At 56.5% G+C, this 23,732-nt stretch carries 20 protein-coding genes; 7 read left to right on the top strand and 13 right to left on the bottom strand.

The window, feature by feature from the left end:
• Window positions 1–260 precede the first annotated feature (260 nt).
• Window positions 261–1,517 (top strand): AGE family epimerase/isomerase, encoded by a 1,257-nt coding sequence (locus tag GA0061100_RS02205; protein ID WP_075850972.1) that lies wholly within the window; start codon window positions 261–263, stop codon window positions 1,515–1,517.
• A gap of 45 nt (window positions 1,518–1,562) precedes the next feature.
• Here GA0061100_RS02205 and GA0061100_RS02210 read toward each other — a convergent pair whose 3' ends face one another.
• Window positions 1,563–2,051, bottom strand: coding sequence for a heme-degrading domain-containing protein (locus GA0061100_RS02210; protein ID WP_075850973.1), 489 nt, complete (start codon window positions 2,049–2,051; stop codon window positions 1,563–1,565).
• Window positions 2,052–2,111: 60 nt separating this feature from the next.
• Window positions 2,112–3,050 (bottom strand): ATP-grasp fold amidoligase family protein, encoded by a 939-nt coding sequence (locus tag GA0061100_RS02215; RefSeq protein WP_075850974.1) that lies wholly within the window; start codon window positions 3,048–3,050, stop codon window positions 2,112–2,114.
• Window positions 3,051–3,143: 93 nt separating this feature from the next.
• Here GA0061100_RS02215 and GA0061100_RS02220 point away from each other — a divergent pair, with 93 nt between their 5' ends.
• Window positions 3,144–4,652 (top strand): oligosaccharide flippase family protein, encoded by a 1,509-nt coding sequence (locus tag GA0061100_RS02220; protein WP_075851852.1) that lies wholly within the window; start codon window positions 3,144–3,146, stop codon window positions 4,650–4,652.
• Between the two features lie 4 nt (window positions 4,653–4,656).
• Here the strand turns inward: GA0061100_RS02220 and GA0061100_RS02225 are convergent, their stop codons facing one another.
• Window positions 4,657–5,817 carry a GumK N-terminal domain-containing glycosyltransferase gene (locus GA0061100_RS02225; RefSeq protein ID WP_075850975.1) on the bottom strand — a complete coding sequence of 387 codons (1,161 nt, stop codon included), beginning with the start codon at window positions 5,815–5,817 and terminating at the stop codon, window positions 4,657–4,659.
• A gap of 334 nt (window positions 5,818–6,151) precedes the next feature.
• On the opposite strand from GA0061100_RS02225, the gene GA0061100_RS02230 reads away from it, so the two are divergent.
• From GA0061100_RS02230 to GA0061100_RS02240, 3 genes are all read left to right on the top strand, one after another.
• Window positions 6,152–7,120 (top strand): polysaccharide lyase family 20 protein, encoded by a 969-nt coding sequence (locus GA0061100_RS02230; RefSeq protein WP_075850976.1) that lies wholly within the window; start codon window positions 6,152–6,154, stop codon window positions 7,118–7,120.
• Between the two features lie 132 nt (window positions 7,121–7,252).
• The gene (locus tag GA0061100_RS02235; protein ID WP_075850977.1) at window positions 7,253–7,549 is read left to right on the top strand and encodes a hypothetical protein; all 297 of its coding nucleotides are present in this window, start codon (window positions 7,253–7,255) and stop codon (window positions 7,547–7,549) included.
• Window positions 7,550–7,855: 306 nt separating this feature from the next.
• Window positions 7,856–8,062: a hypothetical protein gene (locus GA0061100_RS02240; protein ID WP_075850978.1), complete on the top strand. Its 207-nt coding sequence runs from the start codon at window positions 7,856–7,858 to the stop codon at window positions 8,060–8,062.
• Window positions 8,063–8,155: 93 nt separating this feature from the next.
• Here GA0061100_RS02240 and GA0061100_RS02245 read toward each other — a convergent pair whose 3' ends face one another.
• The 10 genes from GA0061100_RS02245 to GA0061100_RS34240 form a co-directional block, all read right to left on the bottom strand.
• Window positions 8,156–9,013: a sugar phosphate isomerase/epimerase family protein gene (locus tag GA0061100_RS02245; protein ID WP_075850979.1), complete on the bottom strand. Its 858-nt coding sequence runs from the start codon at window positions 9,011–9,013 to the stop codon at window positions 8,156–8,158.
• Window positions 9,014–9,131: 118 nt separating this feature from the next.
• Window positions 9,132–9,461: a hypothetical protein gene (locus tag GA0061100_RS02250; protein ID WP_075850980.1), complete on the bottom strand. Its 330-nt coding sequence runs from the start codon at window positions 9,459–9,461 to the stop codon at window positions 9,132–9,134.
• Window positions 9,462–9,536: 75 nt separating this feature from the next.
• Complete coding sequence (locus GA0061100_RS02255) at window positions 9,537–9,788, bottom strand: hypothetical protein (RefSeq protein WP_075850981.1); 252 nt, start codon at window positions 9,786–9,788, stop codon at window positions 9,537–9,539.
• 152 nt (window positions 9,789–9,940) lie between these two features.
• Window positions 9,941–10,582 (bottom strand): hypothetical protein, encoded by a 642-nt coding sequence (locus GA0061100_RS02260; protein ID WP_342194511.1) that lies wholly within the window; start codon window positions 10,580–10,582, stop codon window positions 9,941–9,943.
• Window positions 10,583–10,879: 297 nt separating this feature from the next.
• Window positions 10,880–11,551: a DUF4376 domain-containing protein gene (locus GA0061100_RS02265; RefSeq protein WP_075850983.1), complete on the bottom strand. Its 672-nt coding sequence runs from the start codon at window positions 11,549–11,551 to the stop codon at window positions 10,880–10,882.
• Between the two features lie 19 nt (window positions 11,552–11,570).
• Window positions 11,571–17,474: a phage tail protein gene (locus GA0061100_RS35070; protein ID WP_244557749.1), complete on the bottom strand. Its 5,904-nt coding sequence runs from the start codon at window positions 17,472–17,474 to the stop codon at window positions 11,571–11,573.
• A 94-nt stretch (window positions 17,475–17,568) separates the two neighbouring features.
• Window positions 17,569–17,997: a DUF6950 family protein gene (locus GA0061100_RS02275; RefSeq protein WP_075850984.1), complete on the bottom strand. Its 429-nt coding sequence runs from the start codon at window positions 17,995–17,997 to the stop codon at window positions 17,569–17,571.
• Window positions 17,994–18,614, bottom strand: a complete 621-nt coding sequence (locus GA0061100_RS02280) for a hypothetical protein (RefSeq protein ID WP_075850985.1) — start codon at window positions 18,612–18,614, stop codon at window positions 17,994–17,996. Before GA0061100_RS02280 ends, GA0061100_RS02275 begins: the two co-directional genes overlap by 4 nt.
• A gap of 3 nt (window positions 18,615–18,617) precedes the next feature.
• Window positions 18,618–19,262 (bottom strand): hypothetical protein, encoded by a 645-nt coding sequence (locus GA0061100_RS02285; RefSeq protein WP_075850986.1) that lies wholly within the window; start codon window positions 19,260–19,262, stop codon window positions 18,618–18,620.
• The gene (locus GA0061100_RS34240) at window positions 19,262–21,670 is read right to left on the bottom strand and encodes a phage tail tape measure protein (RefSeq protein WP_143525368.1); all 2,409 of its coding nucleotides are present in this window, start codon (window positions 21,668–21,670) and stop codon (window positions 19,262–19,264) included. Before GA0061100_RS34240 ends, GA0061100_RS02285 begins: the two co-directional genes overlap by 1 nt.
• Before the next feature lie 105 nt (window positions 21,671–21,775).
• On the opposite strand from GA0061100_RS34240, the gene GA0061100_RS02295 reads away from it, so the two are divergent.
• Together GA0061100_RS02295 and GA0061100_RS02300 are read left to right on the top strand one after the other, a co-directional pair.
• Entirely contained in the window at window positions 21,776–22,252 is a 477-nt protein-coding gene (locus GA0061100_RS02295; protein ID WP_143525369.1) for a hypothetical protein, read from the top strand.
• A gap of 11 nt (window positions 22,253–22,263) precedes the next feature.
• Window positions 22,264–22,974, top strand: coding sequence for a hypothetical protein (locus GA0061100_RS02300; RefSeq protein ID WP_075850989.1), 711 nt, complete (start codon window positions 22,264–22,266; stop codon window positions 22,972–22,974).
• Window positions 22,975–23,732 lie beyond the last annotated feature (758 nt).

The raw sequence follows: 23,732 nt of genomic DNA on the forward strand, positions 1-23,732 counted from the left end.
TTCCTCTGGCCTGATTGCGACTCCGCACTCAGATCACATAAAGATATCTTTATGTCAACATATCTATGCTCTAAGCGGCATCAACGCAAGGACAATGCTTCCACAGTTCGAGGTGTTTTCGGAAAATAAGAGCGATCGGAACCGATCGTCGGCATGCCCCATGGACAAGATGAGGACAGCGACACAGTTTCATCCGTTATGCGATGACAGCACTATCGGGCAGAGCTATAGGCTTGAAGAAAGAATCCCAGGAGGACGGCATGAACATACAGGTTGAACCCGCAACGCTCGGAAACTGGAGCACGCGCGCCTACCATAGGCGTTGGCTGCTAGACCAAACCGATGCGCTTTTTGACTTCTTCCAGTATCGCGCCGTCAATCCCAAGGGTGGCTTTTACGACATGAATGATGCCGGCAAACCGCTGGATTCAGTAAATCCCGTGCGCGGCATTCATTCGACTGCCCGAATGGTGCATTGCTTCTCGATCGGATCTCTGCTCGGCCGTCCCGGCGCAAACGAGATTGTCGATCACGGCATGACCTATCTGTGGAACAATCATCGAGACACGAAGCATGGCGGCTACTTTTGGTCGCTGAACAATGACGGCCCTGTCGATTCCAGCAAGCAGGGCTACGGTCATGCTTTCGTGCTGCTTGCAGCCTCTTCCGCAAAGACGATCGGCCATCCGTTGGCCGATGGCATGCTCGCCGATGTCACCGAGATCCTGAACACGAAGTTCTGGGAGGCAAAGCACGGAGCGATTGCCGAGGAATTTAATCGGGATTGGTCGTTGATCGACGGCGGCACCTATCGCGGCCAGAACTCCAACATGCATCTGACGGAAGCGTTGATGGCCGCTTTCGAGGCAACGGGCGACAAGGCATATCTCGAAAAGGCGGAAAGCATCGCCGACCTCGTCATCCGCCGCTCGGCAGGCTCTGTCGGCTGGCGTGTCGCAGAGCATTTCAACGCCGATTGGGTCCTGGATAAGAATTACCGCGGCAACGAGATGTTTCGCCCATCGGGCACGACACCGGGACACTGGCTGGAATGGGCACGCCTCATCCTGCAGCTATGGTCGTTGGGGGAAAAGCGTCATGGCTGGATGCCGGAAGCGGCCAAGGGCCTCTTCTCTCAATCCATGTCACTCGGCTGGGACAGCGAGAAGAACGGGTTCTTCTACACGCTCGACTGGGAAGATGTGCCTGCAAAACGCAACAAACTCTGGTGGCCCGCCTGCGAAGGAGCCGGTGCCGCTCACTATCTGAACGAACACGTCCCGAGCGATTTCCACGAAGAAAGCTACCGCAAGATCTGGAGCGTTATTGGCCAAGCCTTCATCGATCGCACCAATGGCGGCTGGCACGAGGAACTGACAGAAAATCTCGCTCCTGCTCATACGCTGTTCCCTGGCAAGGGCGATATCTATCATGCCTTGCAGGCATGCCTGATCCCTCTCTTCCCGGCAACGGGCAGCCTGACCAAGGTCATCGCCGAGGCTGGCGGCAAAATCTAAAATTCGGAGCGGCGCCCGCTCCAAGGCTGGCGCCGCCTCAACCCTCTAAGTGAGGCTGAGATTGTGAAGTTCGTGACCGAGGGTCAGAGCAAGGGCTTCAACAACGAGATTGTGGTCTTCTCGCTGTGGTAGCCCGGAAACCGTGACGGCACCGATACAGCCCGTGCCGTTGACGAAGATCGGAAAGCTGCCACCAGATGCAGCGTATTCGGTGCTTGAGAGCCCGTTGTCCTCAATCGTCTTGCCCTGCTGCTGCAGCCGCAACGTGCTCGCATAGCTGCTGCGGAAGTAACGCAGCACCATATTACGCTTCCGGCGAATCCAGTTGGAATTGTCAGGTGTCGAGCCGGGCAAGGCTATATAGAAAACCGGCATGGAATGCAGTGTGATATCGATCGCAACGCCCATGTTGCGCTCGCTGGCGAGGTCGCGCAACAGCTTGCCAAGCACCCAGGCGGTCGAAAGGTCAAAAGCATCGAAACGCAGCGTTTCCTCTTGCAGCTCGATACGAGCAAGGTCCTGGTCGATCGTCATGGAAAACCTTCTCTAGAAAATAGATCGGCCTATGAAACGCGGAGAGAATGATTTGTCCACCTATCTCTTCGGTATTTCGAAGCCGAGCTGCCACTTCTGGCCAATCGAGAAATCATACTCTTCCGGCTCGAACGCCTCGAAACCTCCACCCGGGTAGAAGGTCAACTCCCCGACGCGCACCCACTCCGCCGATGCATAGAGATCGACGCGCACGAAATCGATATCGCAAGCGACCGTTTCAGCGACGTGGATCATCTCCTCGAGTCGCGGCGGACGTGCTATTTCGCCTGGATAGAGACCGAGATAATCCCGATCATAGAACGGCAGCTTCTGCCAGTCGGGCGTGTAGTTGCACGAATAGCCTCGACCATTTTCGCGTATGTCGATCTCAATATGCGAGACCTTCCCGCCGAATGTAAAGAGCCGGTAATCCCACGGAACCCGTCCATCGACGAGCAGCATGCTTTCGATGAGAATACGAGGCTTCAGCTGGCTGTAAGCCCATTCTCTGTTGTAGGACGCATGATCAATTGCCAGCCACTCGACCGATGGATCATTCTTGAGGAGCCGATCCACATCAGCCTCGTTGTAGAGAAATCGCCCGACACCGCTCGCATGGGTCGGCTTGACAACAGCCGGCAATGATATCTCTGCCCAATCCACGGCCGTCAGATCGCTCCCAACCCAAAGCGTCGGGATAACATATTGGCTGCCAACCCTTTCTCCAATCAGGACTTTGGCGTCGGCTTTGTCCACGAAACGCGGAAAGAGAGGGTTGCGATCATATAGTTTGCGTGCCTGAACCTTATCGGTAAAGGTTTGAGGGGATGACAAATTCGGAAACTTGCCGCGAATGGCGCGATACTTAAGTGCGCAATAGGGCTTATCGGGCAAAGGCGACATAAGCCGCCAGAGCAGGTTGTGCGCTCGCTCGCGCAATCCCTTCTGCAGATATCCCGGAATGAGAAATCCATCTCGGTCGGCGGCTCGATCTGTCATGGTGACGGTCTCGAATTTCAACTAGAAAGCAAGTGAAAACTATCAGCCGCCCTTTAACACAAGGTTATGCGTAAGCCTTCAAGATAGATGGCCATGAGCGCGTTCGTATCCAATCTCCTCAAAAGCTCGTTGATTAGCCTGGCAGCAACATCCATCTCCCTTGCCGCAGGCTTTGCGAGCAGCATTATCGCAGCCCGCCTGCTCGGCCCCGAGGGGTCCGGCAAAGTCGCCTACGCATTATGGATCGCCACCTCAGCCGCCGCATTGGCTGACATGGGCCTGCCTCAGACCCTGCTGCGTAATACAGGCGGTCTCGCGGGCAATGATGATGGGTGGAAAGTGCTGGTCCGGACTGCGCTCCGAAGTTTCCTTATATCGGTCAGCATGATCGGCGCGGGCATTCTTCTCTTTGCTGCGATCACCTACGCTTATCACGATGCGCGGCCTGCCTGGTTCTGGCTGGTCACGGGACTCCTCTTCCTTAGCTATGCGTTCTACGTGTTCTCTACAGCCGTAGCACGCGGAAGAAATCGGTTCGGTCAAACCGCCCGAACCACCCTGTTGGGCGGAACTATGCAGATCCCATTTGTATTCATCGGGGCCTGGTTGCTCGGCCCGACGGGAGCCTTGATCGGCTATGTCGCCCGCTATCTGCCGCAAGCATTGAAATTGCGCGACTATGTCGACCCCACCGCAAAATACTCGCGGGAAACGCTATCCCCGGAAATGTTGCGCTATGGCCGATACATCTGGTTCAGCGATCTCGTCGAGATCCTTATCCTCTCCCGCATTGAGTTCCTCTTTCTCGGCGTTTTTCTCTCTCCAGCCAGTATCGGCTACTTCGCTGCCGGGCTCGGTCTAGCTGGCCTCATCGAACAGATCATGCTCCAAATATCGCCGGCATTAATCGTCCATTTCACCGAAGCCCATGCAAAAAGCGATCAGCAATCTCTTAATGCAGCTTATAGGCGCGTCATCCGGATAGTCGCCCTGGTCATGCTGCCGATCAGCATGGGTGGCGCAACCATCATGCCCGAACTTTTACCGTTGATCTTTGGCGATGCTTTCGAGCCCGCCGTGCCGGCCGCAGCCACACTGTTAGCCTTCGTATGGATTGCCGGCATATCCGTGATCCCCTGGGGTATCATCAGCGCATCTGGGCGCAGCGCCATTTTGCTACGCGTGCAGGTTACAAGCGCTGCTGCAACGATATCCTTACTAACCGCTCTCGTGCCGTCCCTCGGCTTGGAAGGTGCGGCTCTAGCTCGCGCGATGACGGTGACATTGACGTTTGTGTTGCTTGGCTGGATGGCCTGGAAACATGTTCGAGTCTCTGTCCCTTTAACCGCGTTGGCGAAAACGGTTCTTGCAGCAGCTCTCTGTGCGGGCGCAGCAAGCTTTGGCGTTTACAGCCTCGACGGGCTGCCGGCACTTTTAAGCGCCATTCCCGCCGGAGCAATCACCTATCTGCTGGCCATTCGTTGCTTGCGGTTGATTACGCCCGAAGACATAGAAATTCTGATGGCGACGGCCGGCGGAAAATTGCCGATCGGATCACGTCCCTTCGCTGGCAGACTGCTGAGTTTCCTTGCACCCGGCTGAGCGATCATTGGGCTTCATATACGGCAGCCAGGGTTTGCCGCGCAACTTCGTCCCAGGTCATGATTCCGTCGCGGAAAGCCGCCGAGCGTGGCATGGCCAGCGCGGCATCGATCTTCTCTCGCCATGCAACCTCGCCATCCAATCTATAGGCAATGCAATTGGCGCGGGTAAAAGGAACAAGATCGGGTAACAGGATCGGCAGGCCGCAATAGCTATATTGCGCGAGTTTCAAGCTTGACTCTGCGAGATAGACCTCATCCGCGGTCAAGCGATATGGAGCAATGCCAAAATCAGCATGTTGCAGGTAAGGGATGATGCTCTCGAAATCCCTTTCGCCATAGATCGTGATATTCGGTCGAGCCCAACCATTCCATGTGGCGCCAAAAACATGGAAATTCACATCCGGCGCGGCAGCAGCCATCGCAGCGACGGAAGTCTGGTCAAAAAGCATATTGCCGATGGAAACCGCATTCCGGCTGCCGGGTATGTAAGGAGATGGCTGCTTGCGATCGAACAGGGCTGCATCAACGCCCTGCGGGATAACCCGTACACGTCCGCCCGGGGGAAGCATGGCCCCAAGCCGCTGCGAAGGAACGCAAATCGCATCAAAGTGGGCGATCTGCCGAGCTTCGATATCCTGCAGCGCCGACGTGGCCCCGATGGTTCTCAGCAGGTCGCGACAAAAATACAAAATCCGCGCCTTTGGATTTAGTTTCTTGACCTTGGCTAAGAAAGCGAGCGCGGAGCCGCTCTCAACCAGCACCAGATCTGCGTGGGCTATAACGCGGTGCGCAAAGGGCGGGAAATAGCTGCCATAGAGCCAAAAGAGCACCGGGCTAGCTGCATTGAGAAAGCGGTTGCCGGAACTGAAAGCATGCAGTGGGGGGAGATAGGCGCCGGCTCTCAAATTGGCAGCGATAGTCTGAAACCGATTCGCCTGATCTTGAGACAAAGCACGAAAGCGCCGGCGATCCTTGAGCAAGGTGAGCCAGCTGTGGCCGATAGTGAGAAAATGAACTTCATGCCCCTGCTCGGCCCAGCAGGATGCAATGAAGTGAATTGACGCTTTACGATAGCCGCGCAAAAACGCATGCGATGTCAAGATCACGATTTTTCGTCGTAGCTGAGCCTCTCGACTGGCCAGCTCTAGTTCCCCATTTGCCAAAGGCGGTCCCCAACAGCGACCCTCAGCCGGTTTATGTCATGACCGACATCCAAACGTCGATGAGGTCGCAGCGACGAACAGTCATGTCCGGGGCGTTGATAGCCGCAACCAAAGCCCAATTGCGCGGGGATATGAACCGCAAAGCGTCTAACATGCGGTTAAAGTTGCACCATCAATCATCACATTCACAGGCTGTAGCTCTCCCGGAATTAATTGGAATTGACTTGAGGGCCATCAATCCGGCGTTGAAGTAACGCTGCTCTCGCTTGCCTGCGAGAAGCGAACAGGTCATTGATAAAGCTTTACGAAAGTCACGTCACAGGAACACTCCCGCATGAATGCAAAATACGCACTGCCCGCCATCCTGGCCTGCACCTGTGCTGCAACGCCGGTTCTGGCTGATAGCCCGTCGCAAATGGTGCTGCATGACGGTTTCGACGGCACAGATTTCGCTCCCACTGGCCACCTCTACTATCGCGATAATTTCGAGCAAAAGGCGGGAACGGTCGAATTTCAGTCGGAAGTAAAACGTACCGGAGCGGGCGCGTTGAAGTTGAGCGTCAAGCCATTCTGCCCGCCAGGTAAAGCAAACTGCAGCGAGAGGGCGGAAATCTGGGAGCGCACCAAGTATCGCGTGCCATACGACCAGGGCGTTTGGTACGGCTTCGCCGTAAAATTCGCCGATCCCATACCCTCAGGCGACCATCGCTACCTTATCGCGCAGTGGAAACGGGAAATCGGGCCGAACGCCAAGGGAGACTTCAGCCCCTTCCTCGCACTGCGGCTCAATAATGGCAAACTCTTCGCAACCGTTGAAACCAACTACGTTGCACCTATCAAGAAACACGAGCCCGAAAATAACGGCAAGGCCTGTAGCGACGACGAAGCGCCGGTCTGGTTCCGTCCCGATACAAACCAAATGCGTGCACTGGTGGCCACCGATGACAATTGGGCCGAATCCGACGGGCAAGAATTTACCGGCTGCACAAACGCTATCAAAGTAATAAATCGTGGTAACAAGCTGCCGACCCCGGCATCAGGCTGGATCGACTTCGCCATTTACAGCAAACCGGGCCCGGATGGCTCGGGCCATATTGAGATATTCGCCAACAACAAATGGATCGTTACGGTTACCGGCCATATAGGACATGCCGATCACGGACTGGGAAAGAATCAATATTTCAAATTCGGCCCCTACCGCGCCGCCGACACCACCGTGTGGACCCTTTACTACGATGATTTTCGTCGTTCGCCCCACTGTGCCGATGTATTGTCGGACCTCAGCCTTTGCCCCATGAAGTGACCAGGCAGCCGAGGATATATTGCCTCTAGATCTAGAGGGCTAGGCGCTCTGCGATAGTGCGTTTTTTTTGAGAAATGGCCGAACTTTTTCCTTTCTCGATAGTTATCCTCTTTCGTGAAGGAGGTGACCGAAATGCTTACTACCCATCGCGATTGCAAGCAGCATGTGAAGAGGAACGCGATACCCTCTCTGGGTGAAATTGAAGGGCGGGTTGCGGTCCTGGAAATTGTCGCTCAGTCCGCACTAACGCATGTGTTCGACGAAGGCGAAGTCGATATCGATGCAGCGTTGCTAGCCCAGATTCGCAGAGCCATGCATCACAAATGCAAGGATTTGAAACTCGACGGAGAAGATACGGCATCGGCGCTTTTATACGCCGAAGAGTTGATCGAGGCAGCTGTTAAGGCGTCGCACCCCATCCATCAGTGATGCCTTCCAGGCCAAGACTCGTGTTATACCTCTTGGTGGCGCTAGCAATTACGCTCGGCGCCCTCTTGCTTGTTGCACCACACGATACAGGTGACAGACTTACTCATTCTGTGGCGCCCGGCGGGCATCAAAATCATCAATGATGTGCCGAGAAATAGGCCTGTGTCTTGTTAAGACACACACAGTCTGTCCCATATCAGGCTGCCGTTAACGTCGCGCGATGAACTCGGTTGCAAATTTTCAAAACCAAAGCAGTGTTCGCTTCACCCCGCCGATACCAAGCTCCAACAATGAATGGTGTAGCGAATGTCTATGATGGTCAATGCGCCGCTTTACGCCGATGACATCGATGTCCTCGCAGGCGCCCTCTTTGCCTGGTGTGCTGAACGTAGCATCAAATTACAAAGTCAGGAGGGTCTGTCGGCAGCCAATGTAGCCATTGACCTCTACAACGCCGGCTATCAAACACAAGATCGATTGCTTGGCGCCTTGCATAACTACGATTTTCATTGATGCCTCGCCCAGACATCCAGCTTTGACTCTAAAACCCGGACACAATTTGCCCAGTTAGTGCATCTGCAAAACGTGGCGGTAGCGACCGCTATTTTATGCCGACTTCTCTTTGAAGACATTGGCGATGCAGTCTCGCTCTTCGAGAATCCCTGACCATTCATCCCCATGATATGTCGAGTCGTAGATCAGCGTGAAAGGACCTTGATAACCGGCCGCGTTGGAAAGCTTGATGCAACGAACATAATCCTCTGCATCGAGACCTGTTGCTGAATAACGTCCCTTTGCATGGCAAAGTTCAGCACGGCCCATGATCTTTGCGAGATCCTCGTATTTACCGGCTCGCTCCCAGTTGCCGAAATCTCCGTTGAGGCCAACTTTGCTGCGTAGAGCGTCAAGAATCCGATTGACCTCCGCCGGCCCCGGCAGCAGATCGAACCAATTCTCAATGACGAGACGGATGCCCGCAGCAATAGCCAATTCAGCCAGTCGGTGAAGATGGGTCTCCACAAGCGTCAAGGCCGAATCGGTCGGCTGAGCCTTCCCGGCAATCACGCGCATATTTTCAGCCCCAAGGGCCACGGCAACGTCAATCCATCCTGCCATCCATTCGGCATCGCGCTGGGCGGTTTCAGAATTGCTGAGATCTCCGTCTTCAACGAGCAGCGTCTGAAGCTTTACACTGGCCTCCTCCGCAGCCTTACGCAAATCACCGAGATAGCTCGGAAGAAGACTCGGCAAATGGAAGGAGCAAATCTCAACCCTAAAGATGCCATGATCGGCGCATTGTTGCGGCACATTGATCAATTCGATCGTGCCCTCCCCGTAAGTCGGCTGCCGAACGGGATATGCTAGATCGCCAGGTTTATAGGGATAGGTAGAGCCGAGCTTCCGATGCAAGGACCATGTGGAAACCGCAAAACGATCCGACAAATCAACCACAAGACGCCCCATCTCTTATTGACCGTAAAAGGTATTCAAGAAATAGGCTGGATTGCGCGGATATCAATCGAAAATATACAGTAGCTACCCGCTCCTATGTGTCCCTTTGTCAGATGAAAGCATCGCACGACTACGGTGTTTCACGGCCTCCTTTGACCCATCTGGAAATAGCGTCGAAAACCAGATCGGCAATCCACATGGCGCATATGCCGACGACGAAAGCCGTGGCATTCATGGCTGCGACATCCTTTTGCGGCAAAGGCCAGTTGATGGCCCGCAGATAGAAAAGCGCCGGCTCCGTCAGATAGGTGGCGGCAAGTGCGCCACAGATCGGTGATGCAACGATCTCTCGTGTCGTATATCGGCGCCTGGAAAGGCCACGCAAAATGCCGCCAGAAAGGCCAGCGATGACAACTCCGACTTTGATGCCCAAGGCATCCAGAAATTCGTGTAACGTCATCGCTTTTCTCAACCAAATTCGGGGACCGTCGATTGCCGCCGCCACCTATTCATTAGGGTGCGGCACCAAATGGTTTCATTTATCGACAGGCGGCTGCGGCTTTATCAAACCTCCAACACCATCACGCGTGATGTTGATAATGATTTTCAGAGTACTCAAAGCCGCAGCTGCGGCAGCAGCAAAGCTTGGGCCGATAAAGGATTGCGAACATTCCAAGGTACCGTCTGCAAATTGCGTGCAGCCCGTCGCCAGAAGAACCGCAATCATGGACGTAGATAGTGCTATCAAAACGTTCAGAATATTATGGAATGCATTCGTATTGAGCATATGTTTTCCTCTTGAATAGATTGGAGCGGCTCACCGGTACGATACCGCCCAAGCTTTGAATTCGTGGAAAGCTGGCATGAAGGGCATATGCGAAAAGTCGATACTCTCAGTATCGTCAGCATCTAACCGTCTATAACCAACGTCGAATAAAACTACCGGGCGCGCTCAATCGCCGCCGCGAACTTCTTGGCAAAGCCGGCAATATCGATTGCCCGATCCGTACCGTTGATAATCCGGCGCGCACCGATCCAATCAGAACCGGTAGCGCTAAAGTAATCGGCAAGCTTTCTACCGGTGAAACGGCCGTTGATCATGCCGTTGAACAGGATTTCGATCGCTTTATCGTTATCGAGAGCTCGATCCGGATTATCGCTGATGCCATACTTGGCATAGTTGTCCCGCCCGGTGATTTGCACGAGACCGCGGCCACGGTAGCGCCAGCCATCATCACTCGCTTCATCGCCGTTTCCCATACGATTAGCATAAGCGCGGTTGGCTATCCGTCGCGGCTGGCGAGAATATACAGCTGCCTGTTCCATATTGAAATATTTCGGAAATGTCGCCTGCAAACCGGCGGCCGAATAGCTCAGACTTTCCGAAATTGCACACATGGTTTTGCCCGTCTCGTGATAGACTGTTGCCAGCATGTAAGCGAGCCAGCGGGGATCGAAGGGCTCTGCCAGCCAAGCGGCCAGGATTGCCTCCGTACCATTGACCTGAGTTATCGACAGCCGACCGCCAAATAATGGCGCTCGCACAGCCGAGAAGAATTTCTCGTGATCCATAAGCTTCATTCCAAACTCGAAGATATAAGATTCGAATGGCAAATACGAATGAGACGCTTGGCAACGATGCTGCTAGGCAAAGCAGCTTCGCTACTTCCCTTTATCCAGTCATATCGCTCACTTCCCGCTCTGGCCGGCAGGTCGATCAGATCTTGATGAATCAATCTTTGATTGCATGTATAGCCGGATTGACGTCTCGCAAAGCTGACAGAGCGGTCGACCGCATCGAGGCAGAAATTAACCTCGCCTTACAGCGGCATGAATTGCCTCTTGCGCACTTTAGTGGGAGTGCGCATTCGGGCTCCCTTAGGTGCTGGGTGATGCGGCCGCATTGGACGGCCAGGCAAAAGCATCGATCTCGGCCTTCGTGGAGATCGAACCCGCGATGATTTGGGCGTTCACCTCGCCCTCGGCCGCAAAAGCCGCCTGGACATGAGCACCGACCGCGTTCGCGATCGCAGCCATCTGTCCTGCCGTCAGCTCAACGAAACCGCTTACCGTCTTGAACTTCATCGCCACCTCCGGATTTGCCTGCACATAGTTGTAGGCTCCGGTAATCAGCGATTGGCTTGCCCGATCGGTCATGATGCGCATCTCGCCATCGATGATGATGCCGCCCGTTTCGACGGCGTAGCGCTTGGATGCGGCATAGGCGTAAAGATCGACCGGCTCCGGTTCTAACGACCAGCCTGCGACAATGGAAAGAAGGCTTGCCGGCGCCTCCGGCCATTCAGTAGCCGAGCTAACGAGGGCTGCCTCCTTATTGCTCAGCTGATCAAGGATCGCGTCCTTGTCGGCCGCATCCAGTCCGGAGGTGATCCTGGCGGCAAGCGCCAGCCAGTAATCCGGCACATTGTAGATCTGCTGCCGGCCGAGCCAGAAGGCGACACACGCCATCCAGCGATCGGCCTTGTTTTCCGAGCGAGCCGCAAGCAGCGCCTCGACCATCGGTTCATACATGCTGTCAATGCGATACATGGCAGTCCTTTCCTGCGGTTCAGCGCTTCAAAGTCAGCGCGTTGATGCTGCGGTTGTTGACAAGAAGGAGCGGCGCACTGCTCCCTTGAAGAGCGAGCGGCTTCACGTCGAAGCGGAACTGCGTAGAGGCGGTTCCAGCGGGCGGGGTGTACGTAAAGGCGTGCGCGAAGGTGCCGTACTTAAAGAACGATAAGGGCAGAACGGCCGTGTAGGCATTGTTGCCGTTATCCCAAACGTAAACCTCGACTTCGGTCATCGCGCCGGCCTGGGTGACGCCATTGTTGCTCATTGAGAACGAAGACATGACCAGAACGGGCGGGGAACCGGTGCCGTGATAGGCCGTGATACCCGTGATCGGAATGGGGCCAGATCCAGCATTAATGCCCGCCTGGCCTTGAATATCAGAATCAACGCGGGTGACCGCCCCGGCGGCGATTTTGTCGACGGTGACGCCGCCCACGATCAGTTTGTCGGTCGTGATCGCGCCGGCCGTAATCATGTTGGCCGTGATGGCATTCGCCGCAATCTTGTTCGCGGTGATCGCGCCATCCACGATCAGCTCGGCCGAGACGGCACGGCGCATGACAGGTTTCGACCAGTAGCAGGAGTTGCCGGTGCCCGCCGTCTTGTCTACCTGCAGGAGCATCGCCAGCTTGGTATAGCCGCTCGGGATCGTAATCCGCCCCTGCAGCCGCACAAATTGGTTTTTAACGTTGCTCGTGGCTCCGGGCACCGCCTGCGGCCCCCATGTGCCCGATGGCGTCAGTAGGCCTGCGTAGATGTTTGCTGCCCCAGCATCGGTGTTGTAGACCCAGACGTCGAAGGCATAGACCTCGCCGGGAGTGACGGCGACATAGCTCGACCGCGCCATGTCGCGACCGAGTGACTGAAGAACCCAGCCGGCCGCATCACCCGAAACGGTGTCATTGTAAAAGGCTTGCAGGTTCTGAAGAACCCAGCCGTCCAGGGTGCCGCTTTGCCAGCCGTTATCGGCCATGTTGGAGAAATCGGTCAGGACGAGCTGCTTGGCAGTAATGGCATTCGCGGCGATCTGCCCCGCGCCGATGGTGTTGGCGGCAAGCTTGTCACCGGTAATCGAGCTGCCCGCGATCGTGGTAGCGGTCACCGCGCCGGCCGCGATCGTGCCGACCGTCACGGCATTCGCGGCAATCTTGCCGGCCGTCACAGCGTTCGCTGCGATCTTGTCGGCGGTGATGCCGTTAGCGACGATGCCGTTCGGGGTGATCAGGATGACACTGCCATCGCTCCACGGTGTCGGTTCGGCCGCGCCGGCCGGGATGCGGCACAGCATCGGCTTGTTGACGAACATGTAGCTGTCCGTCTGACCGGCGTTGGTATCGAGCTTGCGCAGATGGAAGGAAGCGGCAACGGCGTTGGCAGGTGCCGCGCCGACCGTGCGGAGGCGTGGCCAAAGATCGGGATTGGTCCCATCCGAGGGAACGCCTACGTTGGCCGAGGCGGTGGTATAGCTGAGTGCCCCACCATCGGCTCCTATCCATTCGATACGCAGCTCGACGGTGCAGCGATGTGCCGATATGCAGGCCGTTGCCTCCAACCACTCTCCCGGTGCGCAGGGCACCGCATACGGCAACGAATAAGCTAGGCCATCACCGTCAGGCCGCTTCCATCGGACGTCGGTAAAGAAGCCGCTAGGACCGCTGCCCTGCCGCAGTTCCAACACCGGATTGTTGCGACCGGCCCATGCCTCGCCGGGTTGACGGATGCGCAAGGCGAGCCCTGGAATGGTGCCGCTGGTATAGGTGACGAGCCAGCAGTCCAGCCCCATCGTGAAACTGGTGTTCTGAAGCAAGTTCTTGCCCGAGCCGACCGCCAGAGCATTCGTCGTCACCGCGTTGGAGGCCAGCTTATCGGCCGTGATGGCGCTGGCCGCGATCTGCGTGGCCGAGACCGCGCCGGCCGCGATCGTGCCCGCCGTCACCGCATTGGCCGCAATCTTGCCGGCAACCACAGAGCCGTCGACCAGCAGATTGGCCGTCGCCTTCCGCAAGAAGCTAGCCCCGCCGAACGAGATATTGCCGTCCGTGTTATCCCGCTGAACATAGATGCGGAATATGGCTCCAAAGGAGTTAGCGGGCGGGGTCATCGTGATCGTATAGCTCTGAAGCCCGGAAACCGTCGTGCCTCCTGACGTGTCGAAAATGGGGGGATAGACATCAGGGTTCAGCACCTGGCCTGTCGCGTCCGTCCAATGAACGCGTGCCCAGACAGCCATCTTCGTACCGGAAGTACGGATCGCTTGGCATGATGCAAGATACTGCTGCCCAGGAACGATTGGAAACGCATCCGACTGGACAATTAGCTGGTAACCCGCACCCGCAATATAGGTGTAGTCAAGCGAACCCTTGCTATTGAATGCTTGTGTCGCCACCGGGTTGACGACCACATTGGCGGGTCTGGAGAACCAGGAATCGGAACTTTGCAGCTGATTATCGGGAATGAGATTTTCCCAATCCTGCAGAATGAGGCTCCGAGCGGTGACAGCATTCGCCGCAATCTTGTCGGCTGTGATCGCGTTTGCTGCAACCTTCTCAGCGGTGATGGCACCGTCTACAATCAGATTGCCGCCGTTTCTACGCTGGCACGAAACGAATCCAATCTGGTAGCTTCCTGCTGCGGTCAGGTTGACTCCCGGAACGAAATCCACCCAAGCGTAAACTGCGCCGGCCGGCACGATGACCGTTGCGTTCCATTCCGTGTAGGAGGTTCCGACCGTTACGGGGACGTTGAAGCCTGCCTGGTTGAGATAGCTGATTTTGTCCGCGCCCATAAAGCGCATACGCACAGACAGCAGGCCGGCCGGTGTTCCGGTCGCCCTTACGAACACCTGAAGGAAATATTGCTCGCCGGGAAGAACGGGGAAAATATTGTTGTTTCTCGACGCAATAGCGTTCGCCACGGCACCGGCACCGATGTTCATATAGTAGTTACCGGTATAGGCGTTGGCGCTGTTGCTGAGGATGGCAACGCCGGCACCGTTCACCCAGCTCTTATCCCCTTCGCCAAAGTTCGGGTTCTCGCAGCGATTGGTGAAGTCGGCCAAAACCATCTTGTCGGCCGTAATGGCGTTCGCCGCGATCTGCGTCGCGCCGATGGCACCGGCTGCTATCTGACCGGCCGTAATGCTGTTGGCGGCGATCTTGTCGGCCGTGACGGCTCCCGCTGCAAGCGTATTGGCGGTGACCGCGCCGGCAGCGAGTTTAGGAGTCGAGATCGCGCCGTCCGAGATCTGCGTTCCAACGATCTGGCCAGCAATGTCACCCGCCGCCGTCGCAGCCGTCCAGGCAGTGCCGGTGTAGCGGTAAAGCTTGTCATCGGTCGTCAGATAGACGGTGCGTCCCTCGACATTGCCCGAGCTGGGAAGGCTGGAGACGATTTCTACCGGACGAATGTCGGAGGCGAATTTTGTGGCATCGACCGCATTGGCGGCAAGCTTGGTGGCGCTGACCGAACCATCGGCAAGCTTGCTCGCATCCACGGCGAGCGCTGCCAGCTTGTTGTTCGTGATGGCGCTGTCCGCAATTTGAGAGCTGCTCAACGTGCCGTTGACATCGCCAGCAGCAACCGCCGCCGTCCACGCGCCGTTATGGTAGCGGTAAAGCTTGCCATCCGTCGTCAGATAAACCTGCCGCCCTTCGACATTATCCATCATCGGGAGCGCAGAAACGACTTCTACGGCCTTGATGCCCGAAGCGAGCTTAGTCTCATCGATCGCGCCCTGCGCAAGCTTGGCGGCCGTCACGGCACTGTCGGCGAGCTTCGTGGAGATCACCGCGCCGCTCGCCAGCACCTCGGCCGTAACAGCGGCCACCTCCAGCTTTGCTGTCGAAACTGCCTGGTCGGCGAGCTTCAGGTTGGAGACCGCCTCGTCCATGATCTTCGCAGCTGATATAGCTGCATCAGCAATCTTGGATTGGACGATTGCACCGTCAAGAACGTCGGCCGTCTGGATAAGAACATTCGGCGTCTTGACGGTCAGCCAGGCCGACCAATCCGTTGCCCGGTTCGACTGCGGAAGATATCGGCCCCGCGCCTCGTAGTTGGTATTGGCGAGCGTCCATTGGCCGGAGATCAACCACGAGTATGGGGAGGCATAGGGATTGCTGTCGCTATCGAATACGACATCGCCGGTTTCCTTCAAACGCACCTGTACCCATACGCCCGCGACATCATCGAGATCCGGCGCACAGTTGATCTTGATCGCCGGGCGGCGGTCAATGCCGCCGGCATCCTTGATGGTTGCGGACTCAACGGTCCAGCCGATCATTGGCTGCGATGGCGGCGTGATGGGGCCAAGCCAGCCGATGGCGATGGGCAACTGCAGGCCGGGATGCCAGTCGTAGTCGGCCGGATCGACTTCCTTTAACGTGACGACGATGAGGAAATTCGGCTGCGGCTCCACTTTGACGACAAGGAATTTCTTCTCCTCATAGCCGTTGCGGACAGAAGACCAGGAAACGACGTCGTTCGGCTCCAGAGGATAGGCATCCGGCGGCAGCGACACCTGGTGGACACGAAAGCGTCGATAATCCTGGATCATCGCCAGACCAATGCGCTGCACCTGGTTGGCAAAGGGTACGGCAAGCAGCTGGACTTGCGCCGGAAGACGCCGATTGCCGTCCTGCGCCTCGAGATCCGCATCGTAACGCCCCGGCGCGTCCTTCGTCGCCCATTTTTCCGCTGGCTCCGGATAGGTGGCCTCGATGGCATTGTAGGTTGCAGAGAGGGAGGGAAACGGCTGGAAATCCTGCTCCTCCGTGACGATAATATCATCATCCGTGAACGAGTAGACTGCCGCGCCTGGCGTACCCACCAGCATCTTGAAGATGCCGCCAACTTCGGCAATGCGGCCGTTGCAGCCCTTCAGCAGTTCGGAAACTGCATCGAGCGGTTCCTGATCGCACTGCACGTCATAGCCGGCACGGAAAGCCGGCTCGCTGCCGCCGCCGTCGAGCGGGACGGAGGCGTCACAAGCATTGGCCGCAGCCATCCAATTCGTTGCCGGTAGGCAGAAGGCGCCGATATTCTGGCCGCCATAGACCCATTCCGAGCCGTAATACACACCACGGGCGAGGTTGTAGATCATCACAGCCGGGTTGGTGCTAGGCTCCCACGTCGAGGGATCGGCCCAGCGATGCGCACCATTGCCGCCGACCGAAGTGTCCTTTCTGACGTCGTAAAGCGGCAGTGGATGCGGCTCGAAGAGGCCGGCGGGCACTCCCTTGAAAAGATCGGTATTGTAGCGCGAGGTCAGGATGACGACCTGGCAGCCGCGGCCGATCATCGTCGATTTCCAGGGCCGCTCGGCATGGGTGCCGAATTTGGCCGTCAAAAAGGCGTCGGGGCTCGTCTGCGTGCCGTCGAGAAACTTGATCCAGAGATAGTCCTTGTTCTTGACGCGATATTGCAGCACCGGGAAGCCGCGCCCGTCGGGATGCGGCTCGTCCCAGAGTACGCCGACCTTTTGGTCGTCGATCCAGACGCTGGTCAGGCCGCGTTCGCCGGCCCGGTTGGGGAGGCTGCCGATTTCGATGACATCGGTGAAATAGGCATTCGGCGTCTTGCCGTCGTCTCCCCAGGTGCCGGCGTACTTGCGCTTGCCGGCAGTCGCGTAGCTGCCGATGATGAAGGACATCGCATGATCGTCCCCCATGCTGATATCGAGCTTCGTTCCGGCCGGCTGCGGCTTATCCTTCTTCGCCAGCGCCTTTTCGACGAGCGAAAGGCCGATGTTGATAGCAACCGTCAGTATCAGCTTGCCGATGCTGATCGAGCCGAGAAAGTTACCTATCACGGCAATTGCCGCAGAAATCGGGTCGGCATGCGCCGCATCCGCCATCAGCCAGAAGCTGAGGACGTTCAGAAGCAGAATGAGATATTTCATGGATCGGACGACCTCGAATGGCGCATGGGAAAGAATCGTCGCAGGCAGGGCCGCGGCGACTGTCACCGGTCAGAGATAGGAAGAATGACGTGGCTTAGCCGACCTTGAAAGCGCGCTTGGCGTCGAGCAGGTCGACGGTGCCGAGCCCTGTCTCGCGCAGCACGAAGATGCGCTCGCCATTGACGACGCCGAGCGCGTAGCCGAAGGGACCTTCATGCGGGACGGCGGCGATATCGCCGATGCCGGCTTCGCTCGGATGGATCTCGGGCAACATGCTGGCGACGAGATCGGCGAGATTGTCGAAGCCCGCCGCCTTCATGGTCTTCAGCGCGCCGGCGGCGGTCGAGTATTCGCCGCGAAACTGGGCGGCGCAATCGACGCCGGTGATTGCCAGCACCAGATTGCCGGCAAGCCCCGGCCCGCAATCATGGCTGCCCCAGGCAAAGGGCGTGCGCTTCAGCCGGTCGATCTCGGCGACGAAGCAGGCGCGCCAGTTCTTGACCCTGACGAGATCGCTGTTCATTTCTGCCCCCAGGGGATCTGCCAATTGGCGACGGTGCTGGAATAGAGGCCGAATTCATCGCCGCTGCGGCGCTTCTGGCCTTCGTAGGAGGATTTTGCCGGATTGGTGCGCTCCAGCATGGCGATGGCGGCGGATATGGCGGATATTTCGATGTCGCCATCCTGCCCCACGGCCGGCGTCTTTACCGGCGCGCCATCGGCAACGCCGAGAAAGGCGATTTCCGGCGCCGCACTCGGCAGGCGCGTGCCGGTATCGAACGACATGTCGTGGATTTCGATCGGCGCCAGCCGCAGATCGTAGCCGCGCACGAGCTGCTGCACGGCGGGCGCGATCTGGCCGATGGTGATGGTTACGGTCTGGATCGTCAGATCCGCCGTGCGTGGGATCGGGCTCACCTGCAGATTGAGGCCGCCATAATAGGTCCGCGCCTCCGGCAGACCGGTAACACCGGAGGTGACGGTGATGTTGATGTCGTCATCGCCGGTCCAGAGGCCGATCGAGGCCGACCCGCCGCTGGCGAGATCCTTGCCGGTGATCCAGACGAAACGACGGGGCACGAGCCCCTTGTCGCGCGCGCCGGTCAGCGCCGCGAAGAAGGCGGAGGTGATGTTTTTCATCGTCTATTTCTTCTGGATGATCTTGAAGGTGGCGCCCGAGGTGATCGGGCCGGTCGCGGTGCCGGGATTGTGGCTGCCCGGCATGACCAGGCATTTGCAGGCCGGCAGCAGCAGCGTCACGCCGAGACCGGCGGCAAAGCCGACAGGCAGATGCGGGAAGACGCCGAAGACGGGCGTTATCCCCTGCCCGCTGGCATCAACCGTTTCCGAAATTTCGAGAAAGGCATAGCGGCCGCCATAGCCGACCTGCATCTTGTCGCCAACGGTCAGCCGATAACCGGCTGGCAGGCCCTTGAGGCTGAGCGAGGCATTGTCGGCCCCGAGTGCTGCGACGCTGACCGCGGCGCTCCCGAGCTTCGTTCCATCGGGGTCGGCCTGCGGATATTTCGACAGCGGATCATAAAGAAAAAGCGCCTCCTGGGCGCCGTGTAGCTTGCGGATGCGGGCGGCAATCTGCTTCGCCTCCGCATTGTACATGTCGGCCAGCGTCACCGTGCCGGTCCAGAGCGGCGGCGCCAGCTCCGCCTGCCAGACCCGGCCATCGCCGGAGCCGGAAAGCTCGTCATTGCGCTGAATGTCCCAGACGATGCTGGAGATCTTCAGAAGATCGGCAAAGGCCGGCAGGCTATAGGGATAGGAAACGGCCATCAGCGCCTCCGGGGATTGCGGTTGATCTGCGCGACGCGATCGGGAAGCTGCTGATTGAAATCATTCAGCCCCTGCCGCGTCGAACTTTGCGCTTCCGATTGCGCGACATTCTTCACATAGGCCTTGAGATTGCCGTCCTCATCGACGGAAACGCCGACCGTAACATGCACCCCGGAAGCGGAACCGGAGGCATCGTTCTGATTGTCAGCCCGGAGGCGACGAACGGGAACGGCAACATCCGGCTGTGCCCGCAACAATTGCGGCCCGCCTTCCCCGACCACGCCGCCATCGGCATAGCCGCGCCGGCCAAGCCGCATCGCCTCGACAACGCCGACGCCGCCCGCCCGGGCAATATCCTTCTGGCTCCAGACGACCTCGCCGGCGTGAACGATGCCGGCCGGCTCATGCTTGCCGCCAGGGCCGGTATAGCCGCCGTCGGCCCAGAGGCCGGGAATACCGCTCGCGACGGCCGCTGCCGCCTGCGGCGATCGCGCCAGAATGCCGAGATCCAGCCCGCCACCTCCGCCAAAGAGCCCGCCAAAGATGCCACCGCCACCGAACAGCCCGCCGCCTGCGGCGGCGCTGTTGACCTTGAACAGGCTGTTGAGGACATCGTTCAGCAACCTATCGGAAATCTTGGTAAGCACGGAAATCGCCGCCTTCCCCAGGGATTTCCAAAGGCCCTCGCCATTGCGCAAGCCGCTGACCAGCGTCGAGGCGAAATCGCCGGCAAGCTCGCGGGCATATTTCAGCTGCTCATTGTAGCGAATGATATTGGCCGAGGCCGAATTCATGTCGACCGGCAGGCCATATTGCTTCTGTGTCGAGGCGACCGTTTGATCGATGGTCGAGCGGCCCATCTGCTCCTGCTGGAACCGGATATCGCCCGCAAGTTTCTGCAGCGCCTGCGCCTCAGCGACACGCCGATAGGCATCAGCCTGGTCATTGGCCGCTTTCGTCAATTGCGGCATTTGCGCCAATTGTACCGCGCAGCTCTTCTGAAGCTCGTCCTGACTTTGCTTCAGCGTGACAACCTTCGACTTCACATTCTCCGTTGCGGCAGCGGATTGAGTGGAGGTCTGCGTGCCAAGTTTCGTCTGTTCGGTGTAAGTTTGAGAGGACTTCGTGAGGCCATCCACTGCGTCTTTCTGATCCCGTATAACCTTATTCGAACCGGCGTCCACGAGAGACGTTGCCTTGCTGTCGCCAACTGGCACAACAGCTGCTGCAGTAGACCAATTCTGAAGGTCGCTCTGCGTTCTCGCCGCTTTATTTTCAATAGCAATCTGCGGGGTGGTCACTACTTTGCCCGCCGCTTGCGCCGTCTCAGGCAAGCCAGAAAGACGCCTCTTATACGCGTCTTGAGCTTGCTCTTGGTATCTTTTTATTAAACTGACAGAATTTATTAGAGGTCTGCTGGCTTCGTCCAACGACGCCGCCAGCCGACCAAGTTCATCGTCACCGTTTTCAGCGTATGCTTTCTTGGAGAGCTCTACGATCTTTTGAATATCGTCAACCGTCAATCTACGGGTATTGGCCCGGTCCTGGAAATCTTCGTAGGCGACCCCGAAATCATGTAATTTCGACTCAGGATATACGGAAGCCCTATTAAGCTTCCATGCCATGCTCTCATTATCAGAACTGACATTATGTACGGTGTCCGCAATCGCCGCCCAGTTCGTAGTCAACACGCCAGTTACTTTGGTAACAAGATCACTAATGTCCTTCGCCTGTTTGATTTGGTCCGCGTATTCCTTTGCAGCTGGGATTTCATCACCGAAACGGTCTGCTAGATATCGGGCATCCGCATCTTGAGCATCAAGGCTTTCTCCTGCCCTTTCTCTGATTGCTGAAGGACGGATATAATTCGCTCCATTTCCTGCTGCCGCTGCCGCCTCACCCCCGAGACCATTAATTCGCCCTCCTCCTTGTATAAGCAGAAAAGCGGCCACGCCGAGACCAACATCCTTCCAATCAATCTGCGGCGGTTCGCTGAACTTAAAACCCGGCTGAGCAATGGCATTCACAGCCCAACTTTGCGTTAATGTGCTAGGGCCTTGGTTGTTGGATGTCGCGCCACCATTTTGTGTTTTATCGTCAACTGATTGAACAGATGGCGTACTTGCGCCGGTGTCAGCATTTATTGCGACTAAAAAGCTTTTTGCTTTACCCGCGTTACCTGCGACGGCGCCATAGCTGTCCACGAGATTCAACGCTTGCGCATTTGCTTTTCCGATAGCACCACTTGCGAGACTTGCGCGCGCACTTACGACATCAAATGCTCGGGAAGTCGCGCCAGCCGCCTTTTGTGTCCGGGTCGCTGCCGAGCTAAAATCATCCAAGCTCGCGGTAGCAGCATCGACGCCAGCGGTAGAAATCTGAATTCCCAATTTTGTAATATCTTGCACCGATACTCCTTTCGAGAACCTGATGTGAGATGCTGCGTTTCTGTCAAAGGAAACGACGCAGCGATTGCTTTCGTTGCTTAATCAGTTGCTATCCAAAAGAGCCAAGTGGACGTTTCCAATCGATTGGCTGCCCAGCTCCACTTGTGCGCGCAATATCTTCCTCCTAAGACTGTTTCAACAACCTTTGGAGGCAACATGCGTCGATTAATTTTCGCAACTTTCATGTGCACGATTAGCAGCATTGCTATCGCTGGCGACGACCAAAAACTCGAAGAACTAACGACCGCGTTTATTAATGCCAGTTACGCCAGCCTGAGTGCCGCCTATTTCTGCCGGGATGGCATCGGCGTTGATTCATATCTAAAGGTGCGCAAGGCAGTTGAAGCGGGATTGGTCAATATAACCGGAAACGTCGACGTTGCGCGCAAGATTATGGATGAATGGGAAAAAAAGATGGCGCGCGACCCACTTTACAAGAGTCCCAAGGTCACGGCTGATAAATGTAGTGATTTACTGATGGAGCGATATCACAAACTGGATGCGGCTTTCGATGCTATTGCAAATAGGAAAAATACGCGCTGACACTTTGATGGATGCCTGAAAGCGCAATAGTCATGGGGGTTCTCAAGCTCGCAGAACTTGTAATATCTGTCACTGGACCACCTTTTGATTTCATGCGAGAGAATGCCGCAAAGCTATTCGCGGGAATTTTGATGAAGCTGATTTCTGGTCTAATCGCAGCGGTTATCGCCGTGCTGCTGCTGAACAATTATGGCTTCTTCGATCCGCCGATCGTAAAAGCTTGCGAGGAACGCATGATGGGCTACTTCATTGCGCCATCGAGCTACAAGCGTCTCGGGTACATCTTGTCGGAAAGGCCATTTTCGAAGTCTGAAATCGAGAAGAGATATTTGATGGATGACGCAACATTGGAAACCTTAGGCGCCGAAGCGGCTGCCCGAATGAAGGTTTACCAGAATTTGATACGAACAGAAGGTCCAGGCTTTTTTAAAGAAGGTGGCCTGAACCCTACAGTTCACTCAGGTATAATAGAGTTCAGAATAAAGAATAAAGACAATGAGTTTGTAAATGTTCTTACTGACTGTAAATACTACTCAGACGACGGAAGTATCTCCGGAATGAGAATATACGACGTACATCCAATGGATGTCGGCAATTCGAACCTGCTTCAGGTGATTCAAGATCGGACTGAACTATCAACTGAAGAGCAGCAAAGATATGCCGAACCAATAGCCCCATATCGAGGTTGGCTCCACGACATATGGAGGCGGCTCGTTAATTGAAGTGTCTCCGGAAGAACTTTAACACCTACCCCGCCTCCCGCACGCCCTGATCGCCGCGGGCTCCTCCACCGCCCGGCAACAGCGCCCATCCATCGCCTTTCAGTACGATGATGTCCTCGCGGAATTACGGTGACACTACACTCAAATAAGAACGCATGTCCTATCTGGCCCACCGATACGCTTGCCATTTTATCGCCAAGAACATTTAGAGAACAATCTTATTGACATGCATGATATAGGATGCAACGTTCACCGAAGTTGCAATTGTTAAAAATACTACCTAGCGGAACTATAATGCACCTTCACCGAACGAAGCCTATAGCGAGCATCATGTGCCTAGTGGCTAGCGCATTGCTCTTAAACAGCTGCGACTTGTTTCATTCGAAACTTGTCACGGCCTGCGAGACAGTTCTCAAACAGCGCCTGCTCTCGTCGGCGGAATATAAACGCATCAAAGTTTCCGAACTCGACGAATAGAAAATTGCTCGAAAGCTATCTCGTCACGAGACAACAGCGATCCAAAGCGTCGGGCTACCCGCTAGCCATAGACGATGCGTGGATTCAAACCGAACTGAAGGCGTTTGATAATGGCATCTCAAGACCTTCTTTTTTCAGTGCATCGATAGTTTATGAGACGCTCAATGATCTTCAAGAGCCGGTGAGGCACCTTGCGAAGTGTGTATATGTCGGCAACAAAAGCGACTCGTCTCTCAAGTGGGAAGTTGACACCACCCTGGATGGGCTGACCGGCATAGAGT

Source organism: Martinezella hainanensis (genome assembly GCF_900094555.1).
Classification (GTDB): domain Bacteria; phylum Pseudomonadota; class Alphaproteobacteria; order Rhizobiales; family Rhizobiaceae; genus Rhizobium; species Rhizobium hainanense.

Coding starts and splice junctions, on each gene's coding strand:
- GA0061100_RS02205 (WP_075850972.1), top strand. CDS start 261: ATGAACATACAGGTTGAACCCGCAACGCTCGGAAACTGGAGCACGCGC.
- GA0061100_RS02210 (WP_075850973.1), bottom strand. CDS start 2,051: ATGACGATCGACCAGGACCTTGCTCGTATCGAGCTGCAAGAGGAAACG.
- GA0061100_RS02215 (WP_075850974.1), bottom strand. CDS start 3,050: ATGACAGATCGAGCCGCCGACCGAGATGGATTTCTCATTCCGGGATAT.
- GA0061100_RS02220 (WP_075851852.1), top strand. CDS start 3,144: ATGAGCGCGTTCGTATCCAATCTCCTCAAAAGCTCGTTGATTAGCCTG.
- GA0061100_RS02230 (WP_075850976.1), top strand. CDS start 6,152: ATGAATGCAAAATACGCACTGCCCGCCATCCTGGCCTGCACCTGTGCT.
- GA0061100_RS02235 (WP_075850977.1), top strand. CDS start 7,253: ATGCTTACTACCCATCGCGATTGCAAGCAGCATGTGAAGAGGAACGCG.
- GA0061100_RS02240 (WP_075850978.1), top strand. CDS start 7,856: ATGTCTATGATGGTCAATGCGCCGCTTTACGCCGATGACATCGATGTC.
- GA0061100_RS02245 (WP_075850979.1), bottom strand. CDS start 9,013: ATGGGGCGTCTTGTGGTTGATTTGTCGGATCGTTTTGCGGTTTCCACA.
- GA0061100_RS02250 (WP_075850980.1), bottom strand. CDS start 9,461: ATGACGTTACACGAATTTCTGGATGCCTTGGGCATCAAAGTCGGAGTT.
- GA0061100_RS02255 (WP_075850981.1), bottom strand. CDS start 9,788: ATGCTCAATACGAATGCATTCCATAATATTCTGAACGTTTTGATAGCA.
- GA0061100_RS02260 (WP_342194511.1), bottom strand. CDS start 10,582: ATGAAGCTTATGGATCACGAGAAATTCTTCTCGGCTGTGCGAGCGCCA.
- GA0061100_RS02265 (WP_075850983.1), bottom strand. CDS start 11,551: ATGTATCGCATTGACAGCATGTATGAACCGATGGTCGAGGCGCTGCTT.
- GA0061100_RS35070 (WP_244557749.1), bottom strand. CDS start 17,474: ATGAAATATCTCATTCTGCTTCTGAACGTCCTCAGCTTCTGGCTGATG.
- GA0061100_RS02275 (WP_075850984.1), bottom strand. CDS start 17,997: ATGAACAGCGATCTCGTCAGGGTCAAGAACTGGCGCGCCTGCTTCGTC.
- GA0061100_RS02280 (WP_075850985.1), bottom strand. CDS start 18,614: ATGAAAAACATCACCTCCGCCTTCTTCGCGGCGCTGACCGGCGCGCGC.
- GA0061100_RS02285 (WP_075850986.1), bottom strand. CDS start 19,262: ATGGCCGTTTCCTATCCCTATAGCCTGCCGGCCTTTGCCGATCTTCTG.
- GA0061100_RS02300 (WP_075850989.1), top strand. CDS start 22,264: ATGCCTGAAAGCGCAATAGTCATGGGGGTTCTCAAGCTCGCAGAACTT.